An 18,350-nucleotide genomic window follows, 5' to 3' on the forward strand; every position below is an offset into this window, starting at 1 on the left:
GAAAGGCAGTTCATGCATCTCATGGCCAGGCCGAGCAGAAAGCCGCTGCGCGGCGAGCTGCTGGTCCCTCCATCCAAATACCACGTGCACCGCGCACTGATCCTCGCCTCGCTCGCCGACGGCACCAGCCGCATCCAGGGCGTCTCCGACGCCCGCCACGTGCGGTACACCGTCCGCCTGCTGCGCGACCTCGGCACCCGCATCACCGTCGAGGGCGACACCTACGTGGTGACCGGCGGACGCTACCGGCCGCGCGGCACGTCCGTCTCGGCAGGCAGCTCCGGTACGACGCTGTACTTCATGCTCGGCCTCGCCTCACTGGCGGACACCCCCGTCACCGTGACCGGCCAGAAGTACTTCCGGCACAGGCCGGTCGGGCCGCTGCTCGACGCGCTGCGGGACCTGGGCGTACGGCTGGAGTCCGCCGACGGTTGCCCGCCGGTGCACCTGACTCCCGGCCGTCCCAGCGGCGGCCGGGTGGTTATCCCCGGCACCCTGTCGCAGTGGATATCGGGGCTGCTGCTGCTCGCCCCGTTCGCCTCCGGGCCCACCGTGGTCGAGGTCGAGGGCGAACTCAACGAACGCCCGTACGTGGAGCTGACAGTGGCGATGATGCGCCGCTTCGGACTGCGGGTGGGCGTCGCCCACGACTGGCGGCGCTTCGAGATCGAGCCCGGCCAGCACGCCCGCCCCACCGACCTGGTCCTGCCGCCCGATCTCGGCTCGGCCGCGTTCGGCATCGCGGCCGCCGCCCTGCACCCCTCCGACGTTCTGCTGCGGGGGATCACTCGGCTCGACGGCGACCCGGGTGATCACCCCGAGATCGGCTTCCTGGACGTCGTACGGCGCATGGGCGTACCGATGGCCCTCGACGAGGCGGCGGGCGGGGTCCGTATCCGCCACGACGGCACCCGCCTGCGCGGTACCACCGTCGACTGCCGCCAGGTTCCCGACATGCTCCCGGTGCTGTCCACGCTGGCCGCCCTCGCCGACGGGGAGACCGTCTTCGAGCACGTCGGGCACGTCCGGCTCAAGGAATCCGACCGGGTCGCCGCCATGCTCCAGCTCAACGCGATGGGCGCCGACCTCACCCTGGACGGCGACCGACTACGGGTGCGCGGCGTCGGCAGCCTCACGGGCGCCCGGCTGTCCTCGTACAACGACCACCGGATCCTGATGTCGCTCGCCCTGGCCGGTACCCGGGCGCACGGCGTCACCACTCTCACCTACCCGAAGGCGTACCAGATCTCCTACCCAGGGTTCCTGACCGACCTGACCGGTCTCGGGCTGCGGCTGACCGTCGAACAGGGCCGCGGGCCGGCCGCGTCCACCGCCCCCGCCGACCAGCTGCGCTATTGGGCCGCCCACCGCCCCGACGAGACCGCCCTGGTCGACGCCCGGGACGACCACGACACCAGGCTGACCTGGGCCGAGCTGAACCAGCGCGTCGACCGCGCCGCCACCGCCCTGCTCGGCCTCGGGGTGCGACCTGGCGAGGCCGTCGCCTACCAGCTGCCCAACTGGGCGGAGTTCGTCGAGGTCTCCCTCGCCGCTCTGCGCATCGGCGCCGTCTGCTGCCCGCTCATGCCGATCCTGCGCCAGCGCGAGATGGCGTTCGCACTGCGCCGCTCCGGCGCAAGCGTACTGCTCGTCGCCGACCGCTTCCGCAACCGCGACCACCGCCGCGAGACGCAGACCTGGTTCGCCGAGGAACCCACAGGCCGCGCCCGGATACGCCACGTCGCCGTCGTCAGCGGCGACCGCGAGCCGGTAGAACTGCCCGCCGGCACACCCGGCGTCACCTGGCACGACTGGGGCGCCGTCACCGCCACCGCCGACATCGACCCCGACGCGCTCGCCCTCCGCCGCCCCGCCCCCGACGCGCTGGCCCAACTGCTGTTCACCTCCGGCACCACCGGCGAACCCAAGGGCGTCCTGCACCGCAACGACACCCTCGCGCACGCCGCCCGCCTCCAGGCCGAACGGCTCGGCCTCGACGACCGTGACGTGGTTTTCATCCCGTCCCCGCTCGCCCACCAGACCGGCTTCCTCTACGGCATGTGGTCGGCGATCGCCCTCGGAGCACCTCAACTCCTCCAGGCGCACTGGAACCCGCGCTCCGCGCTGCGCGCGATGACCACGCATGGCGCCACGTTCATGCAGGCCGCGACGCCGTTCCTCGCCGACCTGGTCAAGGAGGTCGAGGCCGACGGCACCGCCCCCGCAACGCTCGGCGCGGTCGTGGTGACCGGAGCCGCCGTGCCGCGAGCCCTGGCCGAGCGGGCGACCGCCGTCCTCGGCACCGCCGTGTGCGGGGCGTTCGGTACCACCGAGACCTGCCTCGGCTCGCTCTCCGCACCCAGCGACCCCCCCGAAAAAGCGTGGGGCACCGACGGCCGCGCCCTGCCCGGCGTCGGACTGCGCGTCACCGACGACACAGGACAGAGCCTGCCCGCCGGCAGCGAGGGCAACTTCGAGGTCCGCTCCGACACCGTCTTCGTCGGCTACCTGGACCGCCCCGCCCTGACGGCCGAGGCCTGGGCCGACGACGGCTGGTACCGCACCGGAGACCTGGCCGTCATCGGCTCCGACGGCTACGTCCGCATCACCGGCCGGGTCAAGGACGTCATCAACCGCGGCGGCGAGAAGGTGCCCGTCGCCGAGATCGAGGAACTTCTGCACCAGCACCCCTCGATCGACGAAGTCGCCGTCGTCGGCACACCCGACGAACGGCTCGGCGAACGAGCCTGCGCCTTCGCCTCCCTCGCCGACGGCACCGACCTCGACCTGGAGGCCATGCGCAAGTACCTCGACCAGCAACAAGTCTCCAAACACTACTGGCCGGAGCGGCTCGAAGTCGTCGACCGGCTTCCCCGCAACCCCGCGGGCAAGGTCCAGAAGTTCGTCCTCAGGCAGTGGGCCCAGACCCGCCGCCCCACCCCACTCCAGGAGCAGCAGGCATGACCATCACCACCGAGGCCGCGACCGCGGCACCCGGCATCGACACCGCCGAGTTCGAACTGCTGCACGCCGACATCGCCGCATACGTGGCCGGCCCCGCCGAAGCGTGGGCCGAGCGCATCGAACGCACCGGAGAGGTCCCCGAGGAACTGTGGAGCGAACTGCGCGAACGCGGCTACCTGTCACTGGCCGCCCCCCGCGCGTACGGCGGGCGCGGACTGTCCTTCCCGCAGTGGATGGACCTGATGGAGCTGTTCTCCCGCTCCCACGGCTCGCTGCGCATGGTCGTACACGTCGTCAACGGCACCTGGCGGGCCATCGACCGCTTTGCCACCCCCGAGCAGCGCGAGCGATTCGTCCTGCCGTCGATCGCGGGCCGCATCAAGGCCGCGTTCACACTCACCGAACCGGACGCCGGCTCCGGCGCGGACATACGCGCCAGTGTCGAACGGGAAGGCGACACGTACTACCTGACCGGCGTCAAGCACCTCATCACCTTCGGGGTGCGCTGCGACTACTGGCTGCTGGCCGCACGGCTCGCAGGCAGCAACGGACACGAGGGCACCGTCGCCCTCATGGTCCCGCGCGACGCACCCGGCGTGAGTGTCGAGGACACCTCACAGACCATGGGCGTCACCGGCACCGACCACGCCCGGCTCACCTTCGACCGGACCCCCGTCCCGGTCGCCAACCGGCTCGGCGCCGAAGGCGACGGCCTCACGGTCGCCCTCGGCGGATTCCTCACCCCCTCCCGGATCTCGGTGGCGATGAGCTGCGTCGGCCTGGCCCGCCGCGCGCAGCAACTGGCCCTCCAGTACGCCCGCAACCGGATCACCTTCGGCCGCCCCCTGACCTCCCGGCAGGCCCTCCAGTTCATGCTTGCCGAGAACGAGGCCGACATCGAAGCAGCCAGGCAACTCACCCTGCACGCCGCCCGCCGCTGGGAGGCAGGCGACGCCGACGCCGCGATGCTCTCCTCAATGGCCAAGCTGACGGCCGTCGACATGCTCAGCCGCGTCACCGACAAAGCCCTCCAGATACACGGCGGCTCCGGATACTGGAAGACCAGCCCGATCGAACGGATCTACCGGGACGCCCGAGCCCAGCGCTTCGAGGAAGGCACCAACGAGATTCAAAAGACGATCGTCTTCCGCGAACTGCTCAACCGTACGGAGACCGACCGATGACCACACCCGACAGACCGTTCCAGGACCAGGTGGCCCTGATCACCGGGGCATCCCGCGGCATCGGACGGGCCCTCGCACTCACCCTCGGCCGCAGCGGCGCCACCGTGGTGGTGAACTACAAGAAGAACGCCGACCTCGCCGAGAAGACCGTCGCCGACCTGGAGGAAGCCGGCGGGCGCGGCTTCGCCGTACAGGCCGACGTAGAGACCGTGGAGGGCGTGAAGACCCTGTTCACCGCAGTCCACGAAGAGTACGGCAGGCTCGACCACTTCGTGTCCAACGCGGCAGCGGGCGCCTTCAAGAACATCCTCGACCTCAAGCCGCACCACCTCGACCGCACATACGCCATGAACCTGCGCCCATTCGTGCTTGGCGCCCAGCAGGCCGTCCAGCTGATGGACTCCGGAGGCCGGATCGTGGCCCTGTCCAGCTACGGCAGCATCCGCGCCTACCCGACGTACGCGGCGCTCGGCTCGATGAAGGCAGCCATCGAGTCCTGGGTCCGCTACATGGCCGTGGAGTTCGCCCCCTACGGCATCAACGTGAACAGCGTCAACGGCGGCCTCATAGACTCCGACTCCCTCGCGTACTTCTACGGGGTCCCCGGCATGGCCGACATGAGAACCGTCCTGGACCGAATCCCCAAGAAACGCGCCGGCACAGTCCAGGAAGTCGCCGACAGCATCGCCTTCCTGCTCTCGCCCGCCGCCGAGTACATCACCGGCCAGACCCTGGTGGTCGACGGCGGACTCAGCATCGTCGCACCGCCGTTCTTCGCCGACACCTCGCCACCGCTCAGCCTCGGCGAGCGGCCCACCCGGGAGGCGTAGGTGCTGGAGCACGCCTTCAGACCAGGCAACCTGGGCAACCTGCGGCTGGCCAACCGCATCGTCATGGGAGCCATGCACCTCAACCTCGAAACCCGCGACGACGACGGCACAACGATGGCCGCCTTCTACGCGGAACGGGCCAGGGGCGGTGCCGGTCTCATCGTCACCGGAGGCTGCGCAATCGGCCCGGAGGGCTCGGGAGGACAGCACTACGCCAGGATCGACGACCCCGCCCGGCACGCCGCCCTCGCCGCCTGGGCAGCCGCCGTACACCGCGAAGGCGGCCGGATAGCGCTCCAACTGTTCCACGCCGGACGCTCCACCACCAGACAGGCCACCGGACACACCCCGGTCGCACCATCGGCGCTCGCCGGAGGACTGAGCCGCGAAGTCCCCCGAGCGCTCGACGAGACGGGCATCCACCAACTGATCGGCCGCTTCCACGACGGCGCCCGCCACGCCCGCGAACTGGGCTTCGACGCGGTCGAGGTGATGGCCTCGGAGGGATATCTGCTCAACCAGTTCCTGTCCCCGCTGGCCAACATCCGCGACGACGCCTGGGGCGGCGACCCCGAACGCCGCACCCGCTTCCCACTGGCCGTACTGAACGCCGTACGGGCCGCCGTCGGCCCCGGATTCCCGGTGCTGCTCCGGATCTCCGGCACAGACCTGATGCCCGGCTCCAGCACCCCCGAGGAGACCGACCGCTTCGCCGTCGAACTGGCCCGGGCCGGCGCCGACGCACTGAACGTCGGCGTGGGCTGGCACGAATCGCGGGTACCGACCGTGCAGAGCCTGGTCCCGCCGGGCGCCTGGACCGGCGAAGCGGCCCGGATCCGCCGCGCGGTTCGGGCGGCAGGCCTGCACACCCCCGTGATCGCCTCCAACCGGATCAACCGGATGGACCTCGCCGACCGCGTACTGGCCTCTGGACAGGCCGACTTCGTATCCATGGCACGCCCCTTCCTCGCCGACCCGGAGATCGTGCGCAAGGCACGGCGCCCCGGTGGCGCGTTGACCAACATCTGCATCGCCTGCAACGAGGCCTGCATCGACCGCTCACTGGCCGACGAACCCGTCTCCTGCCTCGTCAACCCCCGGGCAGGACGGGAACTGGAGTTCCCGCGCCGCACCGGCTGCCGACGATCCCGACAGCCCAGACTCGCGGTGATCGGCGGAGGACCGGCCGGACTCGAGGCAAGCCGGACCCTGGCCACACTCGGCCACCGGGTCGAACTGTACGAGGCGGCCGACGAACTCGGCGGCCAATTCCGGCTGGCCCGACTCATCCCCGGCAAGGAGGACTTCGGCGACACCATCCGCTACTTCGCCGCCGAACTGCACAGACTCGGCGTGAGCATCCACCTCAACCGGCCCCTGAACACCACCCACACCGATCTCCTGCGCAGCTTCGACGGGGTGCTGCTCGCAACCGGCGTCGCCCCGCGCCCCGCCGCCCTGCCCGGCGAGCACCTGCCGCACGTCGTCGACTACCAACACGCCCTGCGCCACCCCCGACGCCTGGGACACCGGGTAGTGGTGATCGGCGGCGGCGGCATCGCCGTGGACTTGGCACACCTGCTCGCCCAGCGGGGACACGAGATCTGCCTGCTGCGCCGCTCCGGACGTATCGGCGAGGGCATGGGCCGCAGCACCCGGTGGGCCGTACTGGCCGAACTGCGCGAACGGGGCGTGCGCTGGCGGACCGGGATACGCTACCGGGCCGTACTGCCGCAGGGCGTGCTGCTGCAGGACGACCAGGGCACCGAACGGCTGGAACCGGCCGACACTGTGGTGATCGCGGCCGGACAGACACCGGCGAACGCGTTGCTGCCGGTACTGGCCGCAGCAGGCATCAACCATCGCGTCGCAGGCGGCGCAGCCGACGCCCGCGCCCTGAACGCGGTCCGAGCCGTGGAGGAAGGCATGCGCGCCGCGCACACCCTGGCCCGCGAGACGGCCGACAACGCCGGCTTCAGGAGGCGCGCCGCAGCCCTTCCCACGCCGCAGCCGCTGCTTCCTGGTAGGACAACCGGTCCGACCTCGTCAACCACTGGGTGATCAGACCCACGAAGGCACCAGCGAGGTAGTGCGCGCGCAGGTCGTCCGGCAGCGCGCCGGACGGCTGGGCACCCGAGGCGCCCAGTTGGGCCATCACCTCCTGCGCGAGCAGGTCCCGCAGCCGGTTGACGAAACGGGCAGTACCGGACGGGCCCAGCAGCCGCCGGTACAGCGTGGCGTTCGACTCCACGTGCTGGAACAGCTCCACCAACTCGGGAGGCATCCGGTCCGGCGGACGGGCGAGCGGGCAGCTGGCGGCGGCACGGGCAAGACCACTGATCTCACCCTCCATCGCCGCGAGCAGCAGCTCGTCCCGGTCCTTGTAGTGAAGGTAGACGGTGGCCCGGTTCACCGTGGCCCGCTCAGCAATGTCGGCCATCGTGATGGTGTCGGCGTCGCGCTCCGAGGCGAGTTCCAGCGCGGCCGTACGAAGCAGCGCGCGCGTCCTGAGCACCCGAGGGTCGACGCGGCCTGTCGAGGTCTCTGCGTTGGATTCCAGCACCCTGCCACCCTACCTATGAACGACACGAAATGGATAAGCGACGCCTGTTGTATAGGCTGGAGCCGTTTCACAGCTCATCACCTGGAGACCGACCATGCAGATCGAGACCCGGACCGATCCGACCTGCCCCTTATGCCACCTCGCCAGGCACCGACTCAACCGCGCCCCCGGCCTCCGGCGGACCGACGGCCGACAGCGGCCCAAGGCACCCAGGCGCCCCTACCAGGCCGACCCACAGGCACCCCCCGTCGCCGTACCGTAAAACGAGGAAACCGCCGCCGAGCACGCCACGCTGCACAGCACCCCTACCCGCGCCACCTTCCTCGCCGAACCGGCCGAGCCCCAGAACCCCGGCTTCGTCTGGCACCCGCACTGCGGGCGAACACCTTCGAGGACCACCACCTGGAGACACCGGCCCGGCGACACCACAGGGCGGAACTCCAGAACACGGTGAAGTCCCGGCTGCCGCGCGCCCACTACATCAAGGGCCTGAACCTCGACGACCGGCGCGCCGGCGGGCGGGAAACGGGCTTCGACGGAGCCCGGGAGGCGCTGGACAGCGGGCAGGGCACCGCACGGGTACACGCCGAACCGGTCCGCGCGGCAACCCTCGGGATCACTTCCGGCCCCACGTTCGTGGCAGGACGGCGGCCCCTGGCCACAGCACAGGACCCCGAACCAACCTCGACTTCCTGCGCCGCACGGAGGAACCACCGGACGAACAGGACACCCCCTACAACGACCCCCGCGCCCTCGACAGCCCGACCGCGACCGACCCCGATGTCGGCCATCCGCGAGACGGGTCAGATGGCCGAGGCCGACCCCACCGACGACTACGCGCGACTCCCGCTCGGCCGCCGCCTGCTGCGCCAGAGCCGCCGCGAGGAGGCGAGGGCACAGCTGCGCCTCGCGGTCGCGCTGAACCCGAGCCCCGACCACAACGACGCCCTCGTCCGGGCAGGCGTACGAGTGTCCCGCCGCCCCGCGTCACGGGGGCCGCGGGCGGCTCAAACCGCCAGCAGACCGTCCTCCATGGCACGGACGACGGCGAGGGTACGGTTGGGGCAGTTCAGCTTGGCCAGCACATTGCCCACCAACCGCTTCACGCCGTGCTCGGAGATCCGGAGCTGGCGGGACACCTGCTTGTTGCTCAGGCCCTCCGCCACCAGCCGCAACACCTGGAGCTCACGTGGAGTCAGGGTCGCACCGGCCGGGCCCCAGGACTGCACCCCGCCCCGCGAGTCGGGGCCGGCCCGCCCCAACAGCCGCCGGGCCAGCGAGCCCGACACGTGGAACTTGCCCACGGTGACGTCGGCCACCGCGTCGGCCAGGATCCGCGGTTCGAGGCCCGTCCAGTCGACGAACCCCTGCGCACCGCTGTGTGCCAGCCACGGCACGTCGAGCCCGTCCGGGCCGTCGATGAGCAGGAGCACCTTCATGCCCCGTTCGCACAATGCGCGGATGGCGTCGCGGGCCTCGTCAGTCGCAAGGTCGTCAGCCGCCGCAAGCACGGCGTCGAACTGCTGCCCGTCCCAAGTTCTGATTTCTTCCAGGCTGAAGCTGACGCTGTGGACCGAGCTGATCCCACTCAGGGAACGGATCATGCCCTCGATACCGTAGCGGTGAATCGTGTTCTCGATAATCAGGGAAACGCGCAACCCGGCGTCGCTCGACTGAGTTCCCACTGTGAGAAATCTCCTTCAATAAGGCAGCGGAAGAGGAAGAAATAGAAGACTTAACCGCCTAGTCGGCAGGGAATGCCACAGCGGCGAAATGGTCCGGCCCGGCGGGCAGGTTCTGCACCGTCCAGGTGTCCGCCGGGCAACCGCCGACGGTATGGCGGACCAGCGCGCGCGAGCGCTCCGGCTGAACGTCGAGGCGCCCCATATCGGCCTCGATGCCGATGCCGCTCGCCTTGGTCACGGCTTCCTTCCGTGTCCAGCAGCGGATGAACTCGGCCGGGAGCCGTTCGGCGGGCACCTCGGCCATGTAGGACCGCTCGCCGCCCGTCAGGACGGCTCCGGCCAGCCGCGTCAGATGCTCGGCGTTGACCGGCCGCAGCATCTCGATATCGGCACCCACCCGTATCCCGTCGGCGACCGCGCACAGCCAGTACGGCCCTGACCTGGACAGACTCAGCTCCAATGAGGTCCGCGGCGCCCGGATGTAGGGACGGCCGTGGCTCGTCCGGCCGCAGCCGGGGCAGGTGTGACGACCGAAGCGGATGTCGCCCGCGCCGCAGCCGAGCAGGCCGGAGAGCAGCCGGCGCACTGCCGCGTGCGTGGCGGCGTAACGGGCTCCCCGGACCGGGTCACGGAAGGCCGAGAACCTGGCCCTCTCCTCCGGACCGAGCAGGGCGAGATCGTGCGAGCGAAGAGTGCCGGACACCCGTCCGGACCGGAAAACGATTCTGGTGTCGAGTACCGGTCTGACCGTCACGGTCGGTCCCAGGATAATCCATGCCGGACCGCATACCTGTGTACTGCTTTCACTATAGACTCCCCCGTCGAGTGATAGCGCAGATGGAATGATCTTACGAATATGCTGCGCAAGTTGCAAGGATAAAAAACCCGCCAGACCTCCGCCACCTTTGGACAGGTTTCCGGCCACCCTGGCGTTCGTTTGGTGCCCCGTGATATTACGCGCCGGGTGTTAGGGTATTCCTTTAGTAAATTCACAACTCGGAGGTTTATCGACCGCGTGACCGGTCCAAGGCCTTGGTGCCTAAGGGGACGTTCCGGTTGAAAATTGGATAGTTCATGGGTTGTGTCAGGTTATAGGTGTTTCGCCGTTGCTCGTTTTGCGAGGTTAGAGATCATCGCGATGCGGATCATGCTCTCGGAGTGTGCGGGCTTGGTCTCGCAGTCGCGGGCGAGGCGGTGGTGCATCATGATCCATCCGAAACTTCGCTCGACGACCCAGCGCCTGGGGATCACGGAGAGGCCTTTGACCTGCTCGTTTCGTGGGACTACGTCGATACCGAGGGTGGCGCCGTGCTGGATGGCCTGGGTCTTGTAGTCGGTGTGGCCCCATGCCTTGGTGATCGTGGGGTGGTCGGTGGCGAGCTGGGTGAGGAGTTGCTTGCCGGCCTCGTCGTCGGAGACGCTGGCGGCGGTCACGATGACCAGCAGTGACAGGCCGAGGGTGTCGACGACGATGCTGCGTTTGCGGCCCATGATCTTCTTGCCGGCGTCGGTTCCCTGGGTGTCGGTGGGGACGCTGGGCGCGGTCTTGACGCTCTGCGCGTCGATCACGCAGGCGGTGGGTTCGGGGGTCCGTCCTGCCTGCTCATGGACCATCCGGTGCAGGTGGGGGTCGAGTTTCTCGATGGTGCCGTCGGCGGTCCAGGCGCTGACGTAGCCGAACGCGGTGGTGTGCGGCGGGAAGTCGTGCGGCAGGTAACGCAAGGGGGTGCCGCTCCGGTTGAGGAAGAGGATCGCGTTCATGACTTCCCGCAGGTCAGTGAGCTTGCCACCGAGGTTGAGCGAAGTTTTCTGGCGCTCGGCCCGCCAGGCCGTCAAGGTCGACTCCATCAACGCCCAGCGGGCATCGGAGAGATCGCTCAGGTAGGGCTGGCGCTGCCGCGAAGAGGTCATGGGGATACTCATGCGCGACGTTCCTACCCGGGCATACTCGTCGATACCGAGCCAACCGCCCTGGTTCACCCCAACTTGCAGACCACTGCGAGTCACCCGCCCAGTATCGGCGATCAGCCTGGAGACGCGACTCCCTTTATCTCGGGGCTCCACAGCACACCCGAGCGCCTCGATTGGATGAAGGCGGACAGGACAAGGGCCGGCTCGCGCGACGCGTCCCAGTTCGGGCAGGCCCGTCCGATACGTGAGCGGTGGTGGAGCAGTCGCAGGCCGGTGCGTGCCAGCGTGATCTGGTGTTCGCGGCAGGTTTCCTCACCCTCGCCGGATCGGATGGATCCGCCGGCTGGCCGCCTGGCCCTGAACGTCACACAAGTTGGGCCGTCGACTTGGTCCCGAAATCGAACATGTGTATTAATTGGGCTCGTGACGCCCACTCCTTTTCCTCCGGACCTGATCGAGCTCCAGGCGGACTGGCAGCGCACGTACGCGGCGCTCGCCGTACCGCATCCGGCGGCGCCCACCGCCTTGCGCCGCCGCCTGCACATGCTCTCCACGAAGCTGCTGTGGCACCCGTACTTCTTGGGACCGGGCCGGACGTCGGCGGCGCGGGTCGAGTTGCGCCGGCAGGCCCGCGCTCAGGGCCGGCGGCCGTGAACCGGCGTCCGGAGCACCTCACCGTGCGGGAAGAACAGATCCTCGCGGTCAACGGCGCTGGATCGCCGACCATGGTGAGGGTCCGTCGGTCCGGCAGATCGCCGACGCCGTAGGGATGAAAAGCATGTCGTCGGTCGCCTACCACCTCGAAAACCTCGAAAGGGAACGCGGGGCCTTGATGCGTGACGGACGCGGCTGGCGCACCTGCCGACTGGTGCGCTGAGAAGGCGGTTCCGCTGGGGGCGCGATGCTGGCTGGGCTGGACATCTTCCGCTCAGCATTCACCCGCATGGGTAGCCTCGGTGCACGACGATCACACGGTCTCGGGCACGCCACCGTCGGAGCCTTGCTCCAGGACGCCATCGACGTCGTCACCATCCTCAACGCCCTTCGAACGATGCTGTCGGCTCGCGGCGCCCGTACCGCTCTCGAACCGGATGTCGAGGAGCTCATCCACTGCTTCGCGGCCGAACACGACGACCTCGGGGACACCCCGGACACCATCCGCAAAGCAGCTGGCCTGCTCCCCGCCCAGGACAGTCGGGGATCGTCGGCCGCCGTGCGCCATGTCGACCATCTGCTCACCACCCGGCTGCTCCCTCGCGAATGCGCGGAGGAACACCAGCCATATCCCGCGTTGAACAGACGACTCGGGGCCCGGAAACACCGAGACCGTGAGCCTGGCCCACACGGAGATCACCCGCCTGTCCCACCGCATCACCCCCACCTCCGCACGGCTGACGAGGCGGGCGTATTGATGCCGGAACAACTCGACGACCTGCGCCCTGTCTGTAGGGGCTCCATTCCGTTCTCCGGCTGCACTTCAGCCGGGCGGAGAACTACTTCTCCCTCGCTCCGTGACCAGCCCCACGTGGGGGCCACGGGGAGCGTGATTCGGATGAGGCTCAGAGGTAACTGAGAAGTCCCTGTGAAAAAGTTCCGAGGCTTCCGCTGCGTCCACCGTCCGGTCACCCCCCATGGAGAAAGCCCTCATGAGCCTCACTGTCGTCAATGGACTGCCCGCGCACGTCCTGTTCGTGCACTTCGTCATCGTGCTCGTACCCCTGAGCGCCCTGGCACTCGTGGTGTGCGCGGCCTGGCCCGCCGGTGCTCGGAGGCTCGGCCTGCTGCTGCCCGTCCTCGCGCTCGTGACGTTGGCCAGCGTGCCGGTGGCCACCCATGCGGGGGAATGGCTGGAACAGCACGTCGGCAGCGACCCGCTGGTGCGCAAGCACGCCGAGCTCGGCGACGGCCTGCTGCCGTGGGCTCTCGGCCTCTTCGTGATCTCGGCCGCCGTCTGGTGGACGGCCCGCCGATCGGCACCCGCCAAGGAAGGCATGGCGAGTGCTTCATGGTCGCCCTCGGTGCTGGTTCGGGGAGTGGTCCTGGCCCTTTCCCTCGCTGTCGCGGTCGGCGCCGTGGTGGACGTCTACCGGATCGGCGACTCGGGCGCCAAGGCCGCCTGGCAGGACAACTACTCCAAGACGGCCACGCAGAACGGCGGCTGACGGGACGAGGCCGTCGTTGGGGCTGGGCGCCTCCGGACCGGTACCGCGAGTGCCAGGGCGGCAAGAATTGCGACGCTGATCACATCGACGACCAGAACTTCCCTGTACTGCCCTTCGGATGAGGACCAGGTTGTTGTCGCGTGAGGTCCCGGGGATGAGGCGGTGGCACGTGAGCCAGCCTGCCCCTTGAGCGGACCGAGGGCCGCCGTGTGTCCACCGTTCCCTGTCGCGTACTTCTCCGCTTGGGCTGCACGGTCTCCGACGGGCCCGGGGCTACCGGAGGTAGCTCAGCTGACGAAGGAGGGAGGGGAAGACTCCCCTCCAGGGTCGATTCGGCGTGATGCCCCAAGCGGTGGCATGGGGGTCCCGGGCGTCGTGGGCGCAGGCTGCACGGAGCCTGGCGATCACATGGTCGGCGGTGCAGGCGGCGACCAAGGCGCTCGGTCTCGATGACCACGACGGGACTAGCCGGCCCTTCCTGTGACCGAGTGGCCCCTTTCTGACGTAGCGGCTCCCGCGTGTCAATGAGACGGAGAGCGCGGCCCGTACGGCAGATGCCACGAGCCGCGGCACATCAGCAGCATGCGCCGCCCGGGCCGGGGAGGAACGTCTTCGACGGCCGGAGTGTGGCGTGCTGCCAGTTTCCGGAGGCGGTGGGTCCAGTGGTCCCTGAGCATGTCGTACGTGATCCCGTGGCGGAACGTGACGGGACCGGATCACGGCTTGCTGATCCGTTGGAGCCGTTGACCCTATTGCTGCAACATCTGCGCAGTTCCGCCGGGGGGTTGTCGGAGCGGGAGGCGGCGCGGAGGTCGCAGGTCTACGGGCCGAACGAACTGGTCCGCCGTGGCGGCACCCGGTGGCCGGCCGAACTCGCGCGGCAGTTCACCCACCCGCTGGCCCTGGTCCTCGCGGTGGCCGCGGTTCTGGCGTGGGTCAGCGGCAGTCCGACCCTGGCGGTGGCGATCACGGCGGTGATCGTGCTGAACGCGTGCTTCGCGTTCTTCCAGGAGGTACAGGCGGAGCGGGCCGTAGAAGCACTCGCGGCCTTCCTTCCCTCCCACACCCGGGCAGTGCGGGACGGTCACCCGCGACAGGTGGAGGCCGTGGCTCTGGTTCCGGGTGATGTGATGGTCGTCGCCGAGGGCGACAGCATCTGCGCCGACGCCCGGCTGCTCAGCGGTGCGGTGCAGGTCGACATCTCCACCCTCACCGGGGAGTCCGAGCCGGTCGCCCGCTCCGCCGAGGCGATGGACACCGACGTTCCCCTCCTCCAGGCGCGCGACGTCCTGTTCAGCGGGACGGTGTGCACCGGGGGAGAGGCCCTCGCGGTGGTCACCGCGACGGGGATGCACACCGAACTGGGCCGCATCGCCGCCCTCACCGCGCGCGTGAAGCGGGAGGACAGCCCGTTGGAACACCAGGTGAAACGGGTCGCCTGGCTGATCGCGGCGGTCGCCGTTGGGGTGGGGGTCGGCTTCCTGCCGCTGGGTCTGCTGGCCGGACTGGGCTGGAGCGCGGCGATCAGCTTCGCGATCGGCCTGCTGGTGGCCAACGTGCCCGAGGGGCTGCTGCCCACCATCACCCTGGCACTGGCCGTAGGCGTCCGGGAGTTGGCCGGGCGCGGCGCTGTCGTCAAGCGACTCAGCGCGGTGGAGACACTCGGCTCGACGACGGTGATCTGCACCGACAAGACCGGGACCCTGACCGAGAACCACATGCGCGTCACCTCCCTCTGGACCTCCGAGGGCTCCGCGGACCCACAGGTCCCGACGCCGCACACCGACCTCGTGGTGCGATCCGCCGCGACGTGCACCAACGCCGAACTGCCCGGGAGCGCTACGGCCGAGGCGAAGGGGGACCCCACGGAACTCGCCCTCCTGGAACTGGCCGCCGACCGTGGCCGTCCGGTCACCCTCGGCCAACGCGCCCTGGACCGCCGGACCTTGTTCCCCTTCGACTCACGGATCAAGCTCATGACCACCGTGGACGAGCAGCACGACGGGGACGAGGGCGCCGTCCTCACGGTGCACACCAAGGGCGCACCCGAAGAAGTGCTCCCCAGGTGCACCCACCTCCAACATCCGGGCGGCGCAAGCCCGTTGACCGACGACGACCGTGCCGCCGTGACCTCGGCCATGAACGACTACGCGGACGCCGGGCTGCGCGTCCTGGCCATCGCCATCCGTCAACTCCCCACCGGGGCACCGGTCCCCGCCCAGCGCGAGGAAGCCGAACGCGACCTGTGCCTGCTCGGCCTGGTCGCCATGACCGACCCTCCCCGGCCTCAGGTGGCGGACGCCATCGCCCGCGCCCATCAGGCCGGCATCCGCGTGCACGTAGTCACCGGTGACTACGGAGCGACCGCCGCGGCGATCGCCCGCAAGGTCGGCATCGGCGACGACAAGCCCCACGTCATCACCGGCACCGAACTCGACCGGCTCTCCGAACCGGAACTGGATCAACTCCTGGCGTCCGAAGGCGAAGTGGTCTTCGCCCGCAGCACACCGGAAGCCAAGCTCCGCATCGCCGACGCGTTGCGCGCCGAGGGCCAGGTCGTCGCCATGACCGGCGACGGTGTCAACGACGCACCCGCGCTGCGAAGGGCCGACATCGGGATCGCCATGGGCCGCTCCGGCACCGACGTCGCCCGGGAAGCCTCCACGATGGTGCTCACCGACGACGACTTCACCACCATCGTCTCGGCCATCGAGGCCGGCCGCCGTATCTACGACAACGTCCGCAAGTTCATCCTCTACATCTTCGCCCACGCCGTCCCCGAGGTCCTTCCCTTCCTGGTCTTCGCCCTGTCCGGCGGGGCGATCCCGCTCCCGCTCACCGTCATGCAGATCCTCGCCATCGACCTGGGGACCGACACCCTGCCCGCACTCGCCCTGAGCCGGGAACCCGCCGAACCCGGCGCCATGCAACGGCCCCCGCGTCCCCGCTCCCAGAACGTCATCACCCGATCGATGCTCGCCCGCGCCTGGGGCTTCCTCGGACTGATCTCCGCTGTGCTGGTCATGGCGGCCTTCCTCGCCGTTCTGCTGAACGCGGGCTGGCACCCGGGCGACGCCGTCGGCGCGGGCAGCCCCCTCCACCACGCCTACCGGCAGGCCACCACCATCACCTGGGTCGGAATCGTCGCCTGCCAGCTCGGCACGGCCATGGCGGTGCGCACCGAACACGCCTCTCTGCGCAGCGTCGGCCTGTTCACCAACAAACCCCTCCTGGGTGCCCTCGGCTTCGCCATGGTCTTCGCCCTCGCCGGGGTGTATGTCCCCGTGGCCAACACCGTGCTGGGCACCGAAGCACTGTCCGCAGGCCAATGGGCCCTCGTCGCACCCTTCCCCTTCATCGTCTGGGGAGCCGACGAACTGCGCCGCTGGTACCGGCGCCGTCTTGAAGCCGCGCGTGTCAGCTCGGTCACCGGTCTTGACCGCGTTCCGTCCGGCTCAGTGGCCGGTGTTGTTGCCGGTCGTGACCTTTCGTAGGCCGTGGAGGGCAGCACCGAGGGCGAGAACTGCCGCGCCGGAGATGACGGTGCTCGCGGGCAGCGCGAAGGCGAGGGCCGCGCAGCCGGTCAGGCCGATGACGGGGACGAGGCGGTTCGGTCGGCCTTCTTCCACCGTGAGGGTCCAGGCGGAGGCGTTGGCGATGGCGTAGTAGGCCAGGACGCCGAAGGAGGAGAAGCCGATCGCGCCGCGTACGTCCGTGGTCGCGGCGAGGACGGCGACCACCGTGCCGACCGCGAGTTCGGCGCGGTGGGGAACACCGAAGCGGGGGTGGACGGCGGCCAGGGCGTGCGGCAGGTGCCGGTCCCGGGCCATGGCGAGGGTGGTGCGGGAGACCCCCAGGATCAGCGCGAGCAGTGAACCGAGCGCGGCGACGGCGCCGGCGACGCGGACGGCCGGCACCAGCCAGTCGGCGCCCGCCGCGTGAGCGGCGTCCGACAGCGGGGCGGTGGCGTGCGCCAGACCGCGCGGGCCCAGCAGCGTGAGGGCGGCGACGGCGACGAGGGCGTAGACGGCGAGGGTGATCCCGAGCGCGATCGGGATCGCGCGCGGGATGGTGCGGGCGGGGTCGCGGACCTCCTCGCCGAGGGTGGCGATACGGGCGTAGCCGGCGAAGGCGAAGAAGAGCAGGCCCGCCGCCCGGAGCAGTCCGCCGACGGTGGTGTCCGAGCCGATGGCCAGCCGCGCGGTGTCCGCGTGGGCGGAGGTCAGGGCGGTGACGATCACGGCGCAGAGCACGACGAGGACGACGGCGACGATGGCGCGGGTGAGGAGCGCTGACTTCTGCACGCCGGTGTAGTTCACCGCGGTCAGCGCGACTACGGCGGCCACGGCCACCGCGTGGGTCTGGCCGGGCCAGAGGTAGGCGCCGACGGTGAGGGCCATGGCCGCGCAGGAGGCCGTCTTGCCGACGACGAACGCCCAGCCGGCCAGGTAACCCCAGAAGGCGCCGAGGCGTTCGCGGCCGTAGACGTAGGTGCCGCCGGACCGGGGATAGAGGGCGGCCAGCCGTGCCGAGGACGTCGCGTTGCAGTAGGCCACGACGGCGGCGAGCGTCAGGGCGAGCAGCAGTCCGGAACCGGCGGCGTCGGCCGCCGGGCCGAGGGCCGCGAAGATCCCGGCTCCGATCATCGATCCCAGGCCGATCACCACGGCGTCGGTCACGCCCAGACGCCGCTTCAGCTCACCCGTGCCTGCCCGGGCTTTCTCCACGTTCATCGCTCACACCTCCTCGTACTCGGCGCACGGTAGCCGAGGGGGGGAGGTGTACGGCCGGGGGTTGGTGCTGGGCGGAGGTGTCCGGCTTCGTGCTCCCACGGTTGGTGCCAGTGGGGCTGGTGTCCGGTGAGCCGGGACGTGGATGTGCTGTTCGATCTCGTCCCGCATCACGCGGACGGCCTTGACGCCCTGTCCGGCCGGGCAGGGCGTCAAGGTTCGAGAGGACTACGACCTGCTGGCGCCCCTGGTGCCGACCGCCCCGCTCGTGTGTGCCCGCGCACCCGGAGTCCTGGACTTGCCGGGCAGTGCCGCGTGCCG

14 protein-coding genes are annotated in these 18,350 nt (G+C 69.9%); 8 read left to right on the forward strand and 6 right to left on the reverse strand.

The window, feature by feature from the left end; all coding sequences use genetic code 11:
* Positions 1 to 12 precede the first annotated feature (12 nt).
* Genes aroA through OH768_RS52595 form a run of 4 tightly spaced genes read left to right on the forward strand, consistent with a single transcriptional unit; the run spans position 13 to position 7,039 of the window.
* Positions 13 to 2,964 (forward strand): 3-phosphoshikimate 1-carboxyvinyltransferase, encoded by a 2,952-nt coding sequence (gene aroA / locus OH768_RS52580; RefSeq protein ID WP_406464688.1) that lies wholly within the window; start codon positions 13 to 15, stop codon positions 2,962 to 2,964.
* Positions 2,961 to 4,148, forward strand: coding sequence for an acyl-CoA dehydrogenase family protein (locus OH768_RS52585; protein WP_406464689.1), 1,188 nt, complete (start codon positions 2,961 to 2,963; stop codon positions 4,146 to 4,148). Before aroA ends, OH768_RS52585 begins: the two co-directional genes overlap by 4 nt.
* On the forward strand, positions 4,145 to 4,978 hold the full coding sequence (locus tag OH768_RS52590; RefSeq protein ID WP_406464691.1) for an SDR family oxidoreductase: 834 nt from the start codon (positions 4,145 to 4,147) through the stop codon (positions 4,976 to 4,978). The genes OH768_RS52585 and OH768_RS52590 overlap by 4 nt, the downstream gene beginning before the upstream one ends.
* Positions 4,979 to 7,039, forward strand: a complete 2,061-nt coding sequence (locus OH768_RS52595) for an FAD-dependent oxidoreductase (protein WP_406464692.1) — start codon at positions 4,979 to 4,981, stop codon at positions 7,037 to 7,039.
* On the opposite strand, the gene OH768_RS52600 is transcribed toward OH768_RS52595, so the two are convergent.
* The 4 genes from OH768_RS52600 to OH768_RS52615 all read right to left on the reverse strand — a co-directional run bounded on the left by OH768_RS52600 (position 6,954) and on the right by OH768_RS52615 (position 11,137).
* The gene (locus OH768_RS52600; protein ID WP_406464694.1) at positions 6,954 to 7,541 is read right to left on the reverse strand and encodes a TetR/AcrR family transcriptional regulator; all 588 of its coding nucleotides are present in this window, start codon (positions 7,539 to 7,541) and stop codon (positions 6,954 to 6,956) included. The two genes, OH768_RS52595 and OH768_RS52600, sit on opposite strands and share 86 nt — an antisense overlap.
* 1,007 nt (positions 7,542 to 8,548) lie before the next feature.
* Complete coding sequence (locus OH768_RS52605; RefSeq protein WP_406464695.1) at positions 8,549 to 9,145, reverse strand: response regulator transcription factor; 597 nt, start codon at positions 9,143 to 9,145, stop codon at positions 8,549 to 8,551.
* A 139-nt stretch (positions 9,146 to 9,284) separates the two neighbouring features.
* Positions 9,285 to 9,929 carry a 4'-phosphopantetheinyl transferase family protein gene (locus OH768_RS52610; protein WP_406464697.1) on the reverse strand — a complete coding sequence of 215 codons (645 nt, stop codon included), beginning with the start codon at positions 9,927 to 9,929 and terminating at the stop codon, positions 9,285 to 9,287.
* Between the two features lie 386 nt (positions 9,930 to 10,315).
* Positions 10,316 to 11,137 (reverse strand): IS5 family transposase, encoded by an 822-nt coding sequence (locus tag OH768_RS52615; protein ID WP_406465802.1) that lies wholly within the window; start codon positions 11,135 to 11,137, stop codon positions 10,316 to 10,318.
* Positions 11,138 to 11,560: 423 nt separating this feature from the next.
* Between OH768_RS52615 and OH768_RS52620 the strand changes: the two genes are divergently transcribed.
* Positions 11,561 to 11,791: a hypothetical protein gene (locus OH768_RS52620; RefSeq protein ID WP_406464698.1), complete on the forward strand. Its 231-nt coding sequence runs from the start codon at positions 11,561 to 11,563 to the stop codon at positions 11,789 to 11,791.
* 115 nt (positions 11,792 to 11,906) lie between these two features.
* Positions 11,907 to 12,014 (forward strand): hypothetical protein, encoded by a 108-nt coding sequence (locus OH768_RS52625; protein WP_406464700.1) that lies wholly within the window; start codon positions 11,907 to 11,909, stop codon positions 12,012 to 12,014.
* Positions 12,015 to 12,104: 90 nt separating this feature from the next.
* On the opposite strand, the gene OH768_RS52630 is transcribed toward OH768_RS52625, so the two are convergent.
* A complete protein-coding gene (locus OH768_RS52630) occupies positions 12,105 to 12,368 on the reverse strand; it encodes a hypothetical protein (RefSeq protein ID WP_406464701.1) in 264 nt (87 codons plus the stop codon).
* A gap of 415 nt (positions 12,369 to 12,783) precedes the next feature.
* On the opposite strand from OH768_RS52630, the gene OH768_RS52635 reads away from it, so the two are divergent.
* The gene (locus OH768_RS52635) at positions 12,784 to 13,299 is read left to right on the forward strand and encodes a DUF2231 domain-containing protein (RefSeq protein WP_406464702.1); all 516 of its coding nucleotides are present in this window, start codon (positions 12,784 to 12,786) and stop codon (positions 13,297 to 13,299) included.
* Positions 13,300 to 14,042: 743 nt separating this feature from the next.
* Complete coding sequence (locus OH768_RS52640) at positions 14,043 to 16,793, forward strand: cation-translocating P-type ATPase (RefSeq protein ID WP_406464703.1); 2,751 nt, start codon at positions 14,043 to 14,045, stop codon at positions 16,791 to 16,793.
* On the opposite strand, the gene OH768_RS52645 is transcribed toward OH768_RS52640, so the two are convergent.
* The gene (locus OH768_RS52645; protein ID WP_406464704.1) at positions 16,755 to 18,032 is read right to left on the reverse strand and encodes an APC family permease; all 1,278 of its coding nucleotides are present in this window, start codon (positions 18,030 to 18,032) and stop codon (positions 16,755 to 16,757) included. The genes OH768_RS52640 and OH768_RS52645 overlap by 39 nt on opposite strands.
* Positions 18,033 to 18,350 lie beyond the last annotated feature (318 nt).

Origin of the sequence: Streptomyces sp. NBC_01622 (genome assembly GCF_045209635.1) — a bacterium.
In the GTDB taxonomy this organism is placed as follows: Bacteria; Actinomycetota; Actinomycetes; order Streptomycetales; family Streptomycetaceae; genus Streptomyces.